14 protein-coding genes and 1 pseudogene are annotated in these 12,909 nt (G+C 57.9%); 10 read left to right on the top strand and 5 right to left on the bottom strand.

Going from position 1 to position 12,909, the window contains the following annotated elements; translation table 11 throughout:
• Positions 1-198, top strand: a pseudogene (locus CAF79_RS29320) (hypothetical protein); the annotation flags it as partial.
• 126 nt (positions 199-324) lie between these two features.
• On the opposite strand, the gene tyrS reads toward CAF79_RS29320, so the two are convergent.
• Positions 325-1,524 carry a tyrosine--tRNA ligase gene (gene tyrS / locus CAF79_RS10325; RefSeq protein WP_085697692.1) on the bottom strand — a complete coding sequence of 400 codons (1,200 nt, stop codon included), beginning with the start codon at positions 1,522-1,524 and terminating at the stop codon, positions 325-327.
• 210 nt (positions 1,525-1,734) lie between these two features.
• Here tyrS and CAF79_RS10330 point away from each other — a divergent pair, with 210 nt between their 5' ends.
• Positions 1,735-3,159 carry a peptidoglycan DD-metalloendopeptidase family protein gene (locus CAF79_RS10330; RefSeq protein WP_085697693.1) on the top strand — a complete coding sequence of 475 codons (1,425 nt, stop codon included), beginning with the start codon at positions 1,735-1,737 and terminating at the stop codon, positions 3,157-3,159.
• Positions 3,160-3,162: 3 nt separating this feature from the next.
• Positions 3,163-4,254, top strand: coding sequence for an anhydro-N-acetylmuramic acid kinase (locus tag CAF79_RS10335; RefSeq protein ID WP_085697694.1), 1,092 nt, complete (start codon positions 3,163-3,165; stop codon positions 4,252-4,254).
• Positions 4,255-4,326: 72 nt separating this feature from the next.
• Here the strand turns inward: CAF79_RS10335 and erpA are convergent, their stop codons facing one another.
• Both erpA and argC read right to left on the bottom strand, forming a co-directional pair.
• Positions 4,327-4,677 carry an iron-sulfur cluster insertion protein ErpA gene (gene erpA, locus CAF79_RS10340; protein WP_003228776.1) on the bottom strand — a complete coding sequence of 117 codons (351 nt, stop codon included), beginning with the start codon at positions 4,675-4,677 and terminating at the stop codon, positions 4,327-4,329.
• A 168-nt stretch (positions 4,678-4,845) separates the two neighbouring features.
• On the bottom strand, positions 4,846-5,880 hold the full coding sequence (argC, locus tag CAF79_RS10345; RefSeq protein WP_011336183.1) for an N-acetyl-gamma-glutamyl-phosphate reductase: 1,035 nt from the start codon (positions 5,878-5,880) through the stop codon (positions 4,846-4,848).
• A gap of 135 nt (positions 5,881-6,015) precedes the next feature.
• Between argC and hemJ the strand changes: the two genes are divergently transcribed.
• The 6 genes from hemJ (at position 6,016) to coq7 (ending at position 10,504) form a co-directional block, all read left to right on the top strand.
• Positions 6,016-6,444 carry a protoporphyrinogen oxidase HemJ gene (gene hemJ, locus CAF79_RS10350; protein WP_085688426.1) on the top strand — a complete coding sequence of 143 codons (429 nt, stop codon included), beginning with the start codon at positions 6,016-6,018 and terminating at the stop codon, positions 6,442-6,444.
• A 33-nt stretch (positions 6,445-6,477) separates the two neighbouring features.
• A complete protein-coding gene (locus CAF79_RS10355; RefSeq protein ID WP_085697695.1) occupies positions 6,478-7,446 on the top strand; it encodes a nitronate monooxygenase family protein in 969 nt (322 codons plus the stop codon).
• Between the two features lie 83 nt (positions 7,447-7,529).
• The gene (locus CAF79_RS10360) at positions 7,530-8,480 is read left to right on the top strand and encodes a DUF805 domain-containing protein (protein ID WP_085697696.1); all 951 of its coding nucleotides are present in this window, start codon (positions 7,530-7,532) and stop codon (positions 8,478-8,480) included.
• 61 nt (positions 8,481-8,541) lie between these two features.
• Complete coding sequence (locus CAF79_RS10365) at positions 8,542-9,330, top strand: SDR family oxidoreductase (RefSeq protein WP_085697697.1); 789 nt, start codon at positions 8,542-8,544, stop codon at positions 9,328-9,330.
• Between the two features lie 80 nt (positions 9,331-9,410).
• A complete protein-coding gene (locus tag CAF79_RS10370; RefSeq protein ID WP_007956318.1) occupies positions 9,411-9,749 on the top strand; it encodes a histidine triad nucleotide-binding protein in 339 nt (112 codons plus the stop codon).
• 107 nt (positions 9,750-9,856) lie between these two features.
• Positions 9,857-10,504: a 2-polyprenyl-3-methyl-6-methoxy-1,4-benzoquinone monooxygenase gene (gene coq7 / locus CAF79_RS10375; RefSeq protein ID WP_007956317.1), complete on the top strand. Its 648-nt coding sequence runs from the start codon at positions 9,857-9,859 to the stop codon at positions 10,502-10,504.
• Positions 10,505-10,565: 61 nt separating this feature from the next.
• On the opposite strand, the gene speD is transcribed toward coq7, so the two are convergent.
• On the bottom strand, positions 10,566-11,360 hold the full coding sequence (gene speD, locus CAF79_RS10380; protein WP_007956315.1) for an adenosylmethionine decarboxylase: 795 nt from the start codon (positions 11,358-11,360) through the stop codon (positions 10,566-10,568).
• 237 nt (positions 11,361-11,597) lie between these two features.
• Positions 11,598-12,020: an OsmC family protein gene (locus CAF79_RS10385; protein WP_003228794.1), complete on the bottom strand. Its 423-nt coding sequence runs from the start codon at positions 12,018-12,020 to the stop codon at positions 11,598-11,600.
• A 236-nt stretch (positions 12,021-12,256) separates the two neighbouring features.
• Here CAF79_RS10385 and crp point away from each other — a divergent pair, with 236 nt between their 5' ends.
• Positions 12,257-12,901, top strand: a complete 645-nt coding sequence (gene crp / locus CAF79_RS10390; RefSeq protein WP_011336190.1) for a cAMP-activated global transcriptional regulator CRP — start codon at positions 12,257-12,259, stop codon at positions 12,899-12,901.
• Positions 12,902-12,909 lie beyond the last annotated feature (8 nt).

A 12,909-nucleotide genomic window follows, 5' to 3' on the forward strand; every position in this document is an offset into this window, starting at 1 on the left:
GATTATTTTCAGAAGTTTTCGAAGATTTCTTCAACAACTTCAACCACTTGCGCTTCCGATCTCTCGTTAGCGGGAGGCGAATTCTACAGCGTTACACGCTGCTGTCAACACCTCTTTTTCTTCGCTTTCGACCGAGAAGATCGAACCGCTGAAGGCGCCAGCAAACCGGCATTTCCAACGCCTTCCAGGCTTCGATGAACTGAAGCGAGCCACCGTCGAAACTTACTTAACTCATTGAATTTAAAGGAGTTTTCCGTTTCGACTGCGCCGGAAGTGGGCGAATTATACACATCTAAAATTCGCCGTCAACCCCTTATTTCAACTTTACTCAGATTTCAGCGTAATCCGTGCAAAAGCTTTCTTGCCCGCCTGACAAACGTGCGTCGCACCCAGTACGTATATAAAGGAACGATCAACCACCTCGCCATCTACACGCACACCACCGGAAGCCAGCAGATCACGAGCAGCCGCCGAGTTCTTCACCAGACCCGCCTTATTAAGAACAGCAGCAATCGGCATATCCTCAACCGCAGTCAACTCGACCTCTGGCAGGTCATCCGGCAGCTCGCCATCCTTCATACGGTTACCCGCACCACGGTGAGCATTGACTGCAGCCTCTTCACCATGGAAGCGCGCAACAATCTCTTCAGCCAGCTTGATCTTGATATCACGCGGATTAGCACCCGCTTCAACATCGGCGCGGAAAGCGTTTATCTCATCCATCGAACGGAAGCTGAGCAATTCGAAGTAGCGCCACATCAACGCATCGGGAATCGAAACCAGCTTGCTGTACATGACACCCGGTGCTTCCTGGATACCGACGTAGTTGCCCAGCGACTTGGACATCTTCTTCACGCCATCCAGACCTTCAAGCAATGGCATCGTCAGAATGCACTGCGCTTCCTGCCCATAACCACGCTGCAGCTCACGCCCCATCAGCAGGTTGAACTTCTGATCGGTACCACCCAGCTCAACGTCAGCGCGCAATGCTACAGAGTCATAACCCTGAACCAGCGGATAGAGGAATTCATGAATGGCGATCGGCTGGTTAGTGGTGTAGCGCTTGTCAAAGTCATCACGCTCGAGCATACGAGCGACGGTGTATTGCGAAGTCAGACGAATAAAGTCCGCAGGCCCCATCTGATCCATCCAGGTGGAGTTGAACGCGACTTCGGTTTTCGCCGGATCAAGAATCTTGAACACCTGAGTCTTGTAGGTCTCGGCGTTTTCCAGAACCTGCTCACGGGTCAACGGAGGACGCGTGGCGCTCTTGCCGCTCGGGTCACCAATCATCCCGGTGAAATCACCAATAAGGAAAATCACCTGATGCCCCAATTCCTGGAACTGGCGCAGCTTATTAATAAGCACAGTGTGACCAAGGTGCAGATCAGGCGCAGTTGGATCGAAGCCGGCCTTGATTCGCAGCGGCTGGCCACGCTTGAGCTTTTCGATAAGCTCGGACTCGACCAACAGTTCTTCCGCACCACGTTTAATCAGCGCTAGCTGCTCTTCAACCGACTTCATAACAGACCCGCAAGGCTCAGATTCAAAGGGAACCAACCATACAAGATCGCGCACCAAATACAAGTTTTGCCCGGCGCACGGACGTCAATCCACAGACAGGGCGTCCGCAGACTTGCTTCAGAGATGATTTGGTTATATTTTATACAGTTATTTCATCTTCATCATGTCATTCATCTTTTCCAATTCATCTTTTTCAAAGTCAAATTACTTATGACCACTGAACCGTCTAAAGCGCCACCGCTTTACCCGAAGACCCACCTGCTCGCCGCAAGTGGGATCGCCGCCCTTCTCAGTCTGGCGCTCCTGGTGTTTCCATCCAGTGATGTCGAAGCCAAAAAGACAACGCTGAGCCTTGAACTGGAAAGTCCTGCTGAACAACTGACACAAGATCAAGACGCTGCCGACGCAATTCAAGCCACAAATGAGTCCGTAGCTTCCCCTTTCGCTCAGATCGAAAACAGCGCCGAAGAGACCCAGGAAACCGCTCAGGCCGCACCTGCGCCTACGCCGGCCGTCGAAGAAAAGAAGGCTCCAAATCACAGGGAAGTGCTCGTTTCCAAGGGCGATACGCTTTCTACACTGTTCGAGAAAGTCGGCCTTCCGGCCGCGACCGTCCATGAAGTGCTGGCCAGCGATAAACAAGCCAAGCAATTCAGTCAGCTCAAACATGGCCAGAAACTCGAATTCGAATTGAATCCACAGGGCCAACTGACCAACCTGCACACCAAGGTCAGCGACGTTGAAACCATCACCCTGACCAAGAACGACAAGGGTTATGTATTCAACCGCGTTACTGCCAAACCGACTGTCCGCACTGCTTATGTACACGGCGTGATCAACAGCTCGCTGTCGCAGTCCGCCGCCCGCGCAGGTCTGTCCCACAGCCTGACCATGGACATGGCCAGTGTCTTTGGTTACGACGTCGATTTCGCCCAGGATATCCGCCAGGGCGATGAGTTCGATGTGATCTATGAACAGAAAGTGGTCAACGGCAAAGCTGTTGGCAACGGTCCGATCCTGTCCGCCCGCTTCACCAACCGCGGCAAGACTTACACTGCGGTGCGTTACACCAACAAACAGGGCAACAGCAGCTACTACACGGCCGACGGCAACAGCATGCGCAAGGCGTTCATCCGCACACCGGTAGATTTCGCCCGCATCAGCTCGAAATTTTCCATGGGTCGCAAACACCCGATCCTCAACAAGATCCGCGCTCACAAAGGCGTTGACTACGCCGCGCCGCGCGGTACACCAATCAAGGCTGCCGGTGACGGCAAAGTGCTGCTGGCCGGCCGTCGCGGCGGTTACGGCAACACCGTGATCATCCAGCATGGAAACACGTACCGTACGCTGTATGGCCACATGCAGGGTTTCGCCAAGGGCGTGAAGACCGGCGGGACTGTCAAACAAGGCCAGGTGATCGGTTACATCGGCACCACTGGCCTGTCCACCGGTCCGCATCTGCACTATGAGTTCCAGGTCAACGGTGTTCACGTCGATCCATTGGGCCAGAAACTGCCGATGGCCGACCCGATCGCCAAATCCGAACGCGCTCGCTTCCTGGCGCAGAGCCAGCCATTGATGGCTCGCATGGACCAGGAAAAGGCCACCATGCTGGCTTCGAGCAAACGTTAAGTCATGGCTCTGTATATCGGCGTGATGTCCGGCACCAGTCTCGACGGGCTGGACATCGCCCTGATCGAGCAATCCTCGGCGATCAACCTGGTCGCCACGCACTACATCCCTATGCCTGACACCCTGCGCGCCGAGCTGCTTGGCTTGTGCGCCAGCGGCCCTGACGAGATCGCCCGCTCGGCGATTGCCCAGCAAAACTGGGTAAAGCTCGCCGCGCAAGGGATCCACACCCTGCTCGAACAACAACAGCTCAAGCCTGAAGCCATTCGCGCGATCGGCAGCCACGGCCAGACCATTCGCCATGAGCCGGCGCGTGGTTTCACCGTACAGATCGGCAACCCCGCCCTCCTCACTGAACTGACCGGTATCACCGTCGTCAGCGACTTCCGCAGCCGCGATGTGGCCGCGGGCGGCCAGGGCGCTCCTTTGGTGCCAGCCTTTCATGAAGCGTTGTTCGAAGAGCGTACCGGTAACCGCGCAGTCCTGAATGTCGGCGGTTTCAGCAATCTCAGTCTGATCGAGCCGAACAAGCCTGTAGCCGGTTTCGACTGTGGGCCGGGGAATGTGCTGATGGATGCCTGGATTCATCAGCAACGGGGTGAGAACTACGACCGCAACGGGCAGTGGGCAGCCAGCGGCAAGGTTGAACCGACCCTGCTGAAAGCCTTGCTCAGCGATCCGTTTTTCGTGACCCAAGGCCCCAAGAGTACCGGTCGTGAGGTCTTCAACTTGCCCTGGCTGGAGCAGCATCTTTCGCGCCTGCCAGCGTTTCCGGCGGAGAACGTACAAGCAACGCTGCTGGAACTCACCGCACTGACAATCGTCGACTCACTGCAAAGCGCTCAATCCGATACTCGGGAATTGCTGGTCTGCGGTGGCGGTGCTCACAACGCCACACTGATGAATCGCCTGGCCGGGCTGCTACCGAACGCCAAAGTCGCCAGCACATCGACCCACGGCGTCGATCCGGACTGGGTCGAGGCCATGGCCTTCGCCTGGCTGGCCCACTGCTGTCTGGAAGGGATCGCCGGCAATCGCCCGAGCGTTACCGGTGCCAAAGGCCTTCGCGTACTCGGCGCCATCTACCCCAACTGACAAAACCCAGACAACAAAACGCCGCAGAACCGTGAGGCTCTGCGGCGTTTTATTGTGTAGGGTGAAACGCTATCAGATCGAGAACGAGGATCCGCAACCACAAGTAGTGGTGGCATTCGGGTTCTTGATCACGAAACGCGAACCTTCCAGACCTTCCTGGTAATCCACCTCGGCACCCGCCAGGTACTGGAAGCTCATCGGATCGACTACCAGACTGACGCCTTCGCGCTCGACAATGGTATCGTCCTCGGCCACATCTTCATCGAAGGTGAAGCCGTACTGAAACCCTGAACAACCGCCGCCCGTAACGAATACGCGCAGCTTCAAGCGATCATTCCCCTCTTCATCGACCAGGCTCTTCACCTTGTGCGCGGCACCTTGAGTGAATTGCAAAGCCGTGGGGGTGAAGGATTCGACGCTCATGCTGACTATCTCCCGGCGTTACGCCGCCATAATGCGTGATGACGCGCATTATCCGCTTGTCCTAGAAAATCGGTCAACTATTGTTACGGTATATCAATAAACCTGATCAACCGATCAGAATGCAAAAAGGCCCGTCAAACGGGCCTTTTTACCGAGCAAGATCAGCTGTTACGGCAGCATGCCCGCGTGGGACAGACCCAGACGCTCATCCAGCCCGAACAGAATGTTCATGTTCTGCACTGCCTGACCCGACGCACCCTTGACCAGATTGTCGATCACGGAAAGCACCACCACCAGATCGCCATCCTGCGGACGATGAACCGCGATACGGCAGACGTTCGCACCACGCACACTGCGCGTTTCCGGGTGGCTACCAGCCGGCATCACGTCGACGAACGGCTCATTGGCGTAACGCTTTTCGAACAACGCCTGCAGATCCACCGAGCGATCCACCACGGTCGCGTAGAGCGTGGAGTGAATGCCACGGATCATCGGAGTCAGGTGCGGCACAAAGGTCAGACCGACATCCTTGCCTGCGGCACGACGCAGTCCCTGGCGAATTTCCGGCAGGTGGCGGTGACCTTTCACCGCATAAGCCTTCATGCTTTCCGACGTCTCGGAGTACAGCGAGCCTACGGCAGCACCGCGACCGGCACCGCTGACGCCAGACTTGCAGTCGGCGATCAGGTGCGAAGCGTCGGCAATGCCCGCCTCAAGCAACGGCAGGAAACCCAGCTGCGTCGCGGTCGGATAGCAACCCGGCACCGCAATCAGACGCGCCTTCCTGATCTGCTCGCGATTGACTTCCGGCAAGCCGTAAACCGCCTCGTCCAGCAACTCCGGCGCGCCGTGCGGCTGGCCGTACCACTTGGCCCACTCATCGGCGTCCTGCAGACGGAAGTCCGCCGACAGATCTATGACCTTGGTGCCGGCCGCCAGCAATTCACCGGCCAGTGCGTGGGCAACGCCGTGCGGAGTGGCGAAGAACACCACGTCGCAAGCGCCCAGGGTCTTGATGTCCGGCACGCTGAATGCCAGACCGTCATAGTGACCGCGCAGGTTCGGGTACATATCAGCCACGGCCAGACCGGCCTCGGATCGGGAAGTGATTACCACCACTTCTGCCTGCGGATGCTGTGCCAACAGACGCAGCAGTTCGACACCGGTGTAACCCGTGCCGCCGACGATACCGACCTTGACCATAAACCTGCCCTCAACGAACCCACTGGAAAGCCGTCGATAATAGGGGCCGCGCGCCCCTGCGACAACCGTCAAGGTGACGTGCGGACGCTCAAGCCTCTACTATCCGGCCTACCGTGAATTGGGGAATAACCAAAAATGCTCTATCTATGGATCAAAGCGCTTCATATCGTCAGCATCGTGTGCTGGTTTGCCGGCCTCTTCTATCTTCCGCGACTGTTCGTTTATCACGCGCAAAGTGAAGACACGATCAGCAAGGAACGCTTCAGCATCATGGAGCGCAAGCTGTATCGCGGCATCATGGGCCCGGCGATGATCGCCGCGCTGATCTTCGGCGGCTGGCTGATCTACCTGAACCCGGGCATCTTCAGCAGCGGTGGCTGGATCCACGCCAAACTGACCCTGGTCGTGCTGTTGATTGGTTACCACCACATGTGCGGCGCGCAGGTAAAACGTTTTGCCCGTGGCGAGAACACCCGCAGCCATGTCTTTTATCGCTGGTTCAATGAAGTGCCGGTTCTGATATTGCTGGCTATCGTAATTCTGGTCGTGGTCAAGCCGTTCTAACTTCAACAAATACAACTTTCCGGGGTACTTCCGATGTCGCTGCCCGCTCTGCTCGAACAACGTCTGCGTCTGCCTGTGGTGGCAGCGCCGATGTTCCTGATCTCCAATCCTGAACTGGTGCTGGCTTGTTGCCGCAACGGCGTGGTTGGCAGCTTCCCGGCGCTGAACCAACGCGAAAGCAGCGGGTTCAAGGCCTGGCTGGAGCAGATCGAAGCGGGACTGGCGACACTCGAGAACCCGGCGCCTTATGCCGTGAATCTGATTGTTCACAAGAGCAATCCACGCCTTGAGGCGGATCTGAACATCTGCGTCGAGCACAAGGTACCTATCGTCATCACCAGCCTCGGCGCGGTGAAGGAAGTGGTAGACGCCGTGCACAGTTACGGCGGCCTGGTCTTCCATGACGTGACGACCCGCCGCCACGCAGAAAAAGCCGCCGAGGCCGGTGTGGATGGTTTGATCGCCGTCGCAGCCGGCGCCGGTGGGCACGCCGGCACCTGGAGCCCGTTCTCGCTGATCGCCGAGATCCGCGAGTTCTTCGACAAGACCCTGTTGCTTGCAGGATGTTTGAACCATGGGCATGAGATTCTCGCCGCACAACTGCTCGGCGCGGATCTGGCCTACCTCGGCACGCGATTTATCGGCACCACTGAAAGTCATGCGCCTGACGCCTACAAGGAGATGCTGCTGACTGCCAAAGCAGCCGACATCATTCATACTCCTGCCGTGTCCGGTGTTCCGGCCAGTTTCATGCGCCAAAGCCTGGAGGCCGCCGGTTTCGACATGGCAGCCCTGCAAGGCAAGGGTGAAGTCAATTTCGGCGACAAGCTCAAGCCGATCAACGACGAAGCCAAGGCCTGGAAAACCGTGTGGTCAGCGGGCCAGGGCGTAGGGCAGATCGATGATCTGCCAGGCGTGGATCAACTGGTGACGCGTCTCGATGCTGAATACCGCCAGGCCCTGGAGCACGCAGCGCAACTGCCGAAACGCTGGCCGCGCTGAATGAAACCCGGCCGGTCGCTGCCTGACCGGCCTCACACTGACTGCCCCCCTTCAATTTATCTCGCGACAAGGATGCCTCGGCCATGAGCGAACCCCGTTACAAGATCGTTTTCGACGGCGCGCTCCAGCCTGGCGTCGACATCACCACGGCCAAGCTCAACCTGGCCAATCTGTTCAAAAGCGATGTCGCCGCCATCGAGCGCCTGTTCAATGGCCGCACCGTCGCGCTCAAGCGTGATCTTTCGCATAGCGATGCGCAGACTTATCTGCAAGCGCTGAGCAAGACCGGGATCGATGCCCGGATCGAAGCGGAAACGCCCATCGAACTGAATCTGTCGGATGTCCACGAGCAAAGCGCTGCCGTCGCGGAGCCTGATTCGCCTTATGCGCCCCCTCGCGCCGCCGTCGGCGAAAACCTGCCGGCATTTGCGCCGCTGAAGCCGTTCGGTGCTGAAGGCAGGATCGGCCGCTTGCGTTATCTGGCATGGTCGATGGTGTTGAGCCTGGTAACCCTGCCAATCGTCAGCGTGTTCGCGCTAATCGGCCTGGGCCTGGTCAGCGCCGACTCGACGACCGGCCTGATCATCGGCGGTCTCCTCGCCTTCTTCCTGTTTCTGGCCTTCGCGATCATTGGCATCCTGTTCAGCATTCAGCGCTTGCACGATATCGGCTGGTCGGGATGGCTGTGGCTGCTGACCCTCGTTCCATTCGTGGGCAGTTTCTTCCCGCTGGTGATCATGGTCGTGCCGGGCAATACCGGCGCCAACCGCTATGGCCCGCCGCCGCCGCCGAACAGCACGGCAGTCAAAGTGCTGTGTTCGCTGTGGATCGTGTTTATCGGGTTGTTCTTTGTGGGTGGCATGCTGGGCGGGATCACTGCCATCCAGCAGGAATATGAAAGCAGCCTTGAAAGCAGCTACGAGAGCGGTTCGGTGAACACCGATGAAATCGATGTCGAAGTCGAGCCCGCCGCGAATTCGGCAGACGATGCAGCCGAAGCCGCCCTCGCCCCTGTAGACTCTGCGAAAGAATGAACAACGCTCCCCGCCGTGACACCTGCGTCCACGGCGCGGCGCTGTTGCGATGGAGATTTGCATGACCCGTTACGCTCTGATCACCGGCGCCTCCAGTGGCATCGGCCTGGCCATGGCCGAAGCCCTGGCGCGCCGTGGCCGCAGCCTGATTCTGGTGGCCCGACAGCGTGATCAGCTGGAAAGCATCGCGATTGAACTGACTCAACGCTTCGGCGTGGAAGTGCTGTTCCGCGCCTGTGATCTCGGTGAGCCGCTGCGCCTGTCCGGTTTTCTGCTGGAGCTCGAAGAAGGCGACCGGCAGATCGATCTATTGGTCAACTGTGCCGGCATCGGTACTTGCGGCCCGTTCCTTGCCCAGGACTGGATGACCGAACAGGACCTGATCGAAGTGAACATCCTCGCCCTTACCCGCCTCTGCCATGCCATCGGCAACAGCATGGCGTTGCAGGGCGGCGGGCAGATTCTCAATGTCGCGTCGGTGGCGGCTTTCAACCCCGGGCCGTGGATGAGCACCTACTACGCCAGCAAGGCGTATGTCCTGCACTTCTCGGAAGCACTTCGAGTGGAACTGAAGAAATGCGCGGTCAAGGTGTCGGTTCTCTGCCCCGGCCCGACTCGCACCGCGTTCTTCAGCACGGCACAACTGAACAACGACAAGCTCAACGCCAGCAAATTGCTGATGAGTCCCGAGGAAGTCGCGCTGTATACCGTGCGCGCCCTGGAGAAAAACCGCGCGATCATCATTCCCGGACGCCGAAACCGCTGGTTCGCCTTTCTGCCCCGGCTCGGTTCGCGCTGGCTCAATCGCACAATTGTCGGCATGGTCAACAAGGCTTACTGCCCGCGCTGAAGGGCCGGCAGGCAAATGACTGGGCGCGGTGTGCCCTCGTGGGTACACTCAGGCCAGCTTAAACAACGGAGAAAACAGCTGTGGATACTCTGTTCACCAAGATCATCAACCGGGAAATCCCGGCGAAGATCATCTACGAGGACGACCAGGTTCTGGCGTTCCACGACATCGCCCCACAGGCACCGGTGCATTTTCTGGTGATCCCGAAGAAACCGGTGCGCACTCTCAACGACCTGACCGAAGACGACAAGGCACTGGCCGGGCACATCCTGTTTACCGCTCAGCGTCTGGCGCTGGAGCTGGGTTGCGAGGAAGGCTTCCGGGTGGTGATGAACTGCAATGAAATGGGCGGGCAGACTGTCTACCACATTCACATGCACGTGCTCGGTCAACGCCAGATGAACTGGCCTCCGGGCTGATTGAACCCAGAGATCGGTGGGAGCGCCCTGCTCCCACATGACCCAGCGCAAACCTTCCCCGGCCGATTCAGTTAAACTGGCCGCCGAGATTCCTCCCGGAGGTCAGCATGACTACCCAACGTCACTACTCGCCCATTGATCGTCTTCTGCTGCAAGCCGATGCCGCGATGCGTACCTTGCTGCCATTCAGCGGCCAGCCGTACCGTCCGTCGCCGGCAATCGTGCAGCCCGATGTGCAGATGAGCGATGAAGACACCCGCCACGTCGCCGGCCTGATGCGCATCAACCACACCGGTGAAGTCTGCGCCCAGGCGCTGTATCAGGGCCAGGCCCTGACCGCCAAGTTGCCGCAGGTGCGCGAGGCCATGGAGCATGCGGCTGAAGAAGAGATCGATCATCTGGTCTGGTGCGAACAGCGCATTCACCAGTTGGGCAGCCACACCAGCGTGCTCAATCCGCTGTTCTATGGCATGTCGTTCGGCATCGGCGCAGTCGCCGGGTTGATCAGCGACAAGGTCAGCCTCGGATTTGTCGCCGCCACCGAGCATCAAGTCTGCAAACATCTGAACGAGCATCTTGAGCAACTGCCGGCCGAGGACGAAAAATCCCGGGCGATTCTGGAGCAGATGCGTATAGATGAAGAACATCATGCGGAGAGTGCACTGGAGGCCGGTGGTTTCCGTTTCCCGGCGCCGGTGAAGTTCGGCATGAGCCTGCTGGCCAAAGTGATGACCAAGAGCACTTACCGGATCTGAAAAACGCCCACAAAAAAGGCGACTGCCGCAAAGCAGTCGCCTTTTTTTGTGCCCGGATTTCTTAGCTCGGCATATTGCGCGCGTAGAAGATTTCCAGCATTTCGTGTTTCACACGCTCGGTCACCTGAGCGCGTTGCTCGGAAGACAGGTTGCTGGTGGCATCGCCGAACAGGTAGTTGTCCAGTTCGAAGTTCTTCAGCAGCATTTTGGTGTGGAACAGGTTTTCCTGATACACGTTCACGTCGGTCATCTGGTACGCGTCGCGGGTGTCTTCGGAGAGGTAGTTCTGGATCGAGTTGATCTCGTGGTCGATGAAATGCTTGTTGCCTTCAACGTCACGGGTGAAGCCGCGCACACGGTAATCCACGGTCACGATGTCCGAATCGAACTGGTGAATGAGGAAATTGAGTGCTTTGAGCGGTGAAATGACACCACAGGTCGACACGTCGATGTCCACACGGAAAGTCGCGATACCGGCGTCCGGATGGATTTCCGGGTAGGTGTGCACCGTGATGTGGCTCTTGTCGAGGTGGGCCAGGATGATTTCGGGCAACGGGCCCGGGGACTCTTCGATCTGGCTTTCGGTCGGGGTCACCGGCTCTTCCGAGATCAGAATCGTGACGCTGGCACCCTGAGGCTCATAGTTCTGACTCGCAATGTTCAGAATGTTGGCACCAATGATTTCGACAACTTCCGTGAGGATCTGCGTCAGGCGTTCGGCGTTGTACTCTTGATTGATGTACTCGACGTAAGCCTGCTGGTCTTGCGGGGTTTCCGCGTAGCAGATGTCATAGATGTTGAAGCTCAAGGTCTTTGTCAGGTTATTGAACCCGTGGAGCTTGAGTTTGCTTTTCACCGTTAAAAACTCTCTATGTATGCGGCACGGCCGCGTGATCAAGCATGCCCGTCAAGTGCGAACAACGCACCTGCGTAGGACGGTTAACACCTCTTCGCGATGGCGATTTTGGTTATCTGTTCAGGCGGATGACCCGTCGGTTGACTGATCACTGCCCTGAAAAAAGTGGCGCATTATGCAGACGTCAGCGGGGGATCGCCAGAGTCTGCACTGCTTTTATGATAGTTGAGTGTCGGCTCAGCCGAGTTCGACGATTTCGTAGTCGTGGGTGATCGCTACACCGGCCGCGCCGAGCATGATCGAGGCCGAGCAATACTTCTCGGCAGACAGTTCGATAGCGCGCTTGACCTGGGCTTCTTTCAGACCACGCCCCTTGACCACAAAGTGCATGTGGATCTTGGTGAACACTTTCGGATCTTCGGTCGCGCGCTCGGCTTCCAGAAAGGCCTCGCAGCTTTCAACGGCCTGACGGGACTTCTTCAGAATGCTGACCACGTCGAAATTACTGCAACCGCCGACACCCAGCAGGAGCATTTCCATCGGGCGGACACCCAGGTTACGACCACCGGCGTCCGGCGGACCGTCCATGACCACGACATGACCGCTGCCGGATTCGCCGAGGAACATGGCTTCGCCAGCCCATTGGATGCGTGCCTTCATCGCCAAGACTCCACTGTAGAAAAAAGGGTCGCCAGCTTAGCACAGGGCCCAGCCCGGACAGCGAGCAGGTTCCTAGGACAAATGCACCTTTGACGTAGGTGATTTCTCGAAATTTCGACGAAGTGTCTGGTAAGCTGGCGCCAATTCGCTGGCGCCCTAGCCAGACTGTGGAGCGACCGCCTCAGCGCCTCATATAAAAACCAAATATAACCGTGCAGTCTTTTCGGGATACAACCATGGTTGGTATTACCCCCACACCCAAAATCAAGAACCTCGACAAGTTGCTGATGCATTGCCAGCGCCGACGTCATGCGGCCAAGAGCAACATCATCTGCGCCGGGGATCGCTCCGACACGCTGTACTTCATCATCCGCGGCTCGGTCACGATCCTGATCGAGGATGACGACGGCCGCGAGATGATCATCGCGTACCTGAACGCCGGGGACTTCTTCGGTGAGCTGGGCTTGTTCGAAGAAGCCGGCCAGGAACAACAGCGCAGCGCCTGGGTGCGGGCCAAGGTTGAATGCGAAGTCGCGGAAATCAGCTACGCCAAGTTCCGCGAACTGTCGCAACAGGATCCAGACATTCTTTACGTCCTCAGCGGACAAATCGCACAACGCCTGCGCAATACCACGCGCAAGGTCGGCGACCTGGCGTTCTTCGACGTCACCGGCCGTGTCGCTCGCTGTTTGCTCGAGCTGTGCAAACAACCGGACGCCATGACCCACCCCGACGGCATGCAGATCAAGGTGACCCGTCAGGAAATCGGCCGGATTGTCGGTTGCTCGCGAGAGATGGTCGGTCGCGTGCTCAAGGATCTTGAGGAGCGCAACCTGGTGGATGTGAAAGGCAAGACCATGGTGGTCTTCGGCACTCGCTGAGTTCCAAA

It is taken from the genome of Pseudomonas sp. B26(2017), assembly GCF_002113045.1.
Classification (GTDB): Bacteria; Pseudomonadota; Gammaproteobacteria; order Pseudomonadales; family Pseudomonadaceae; genus Aquipseudomonas.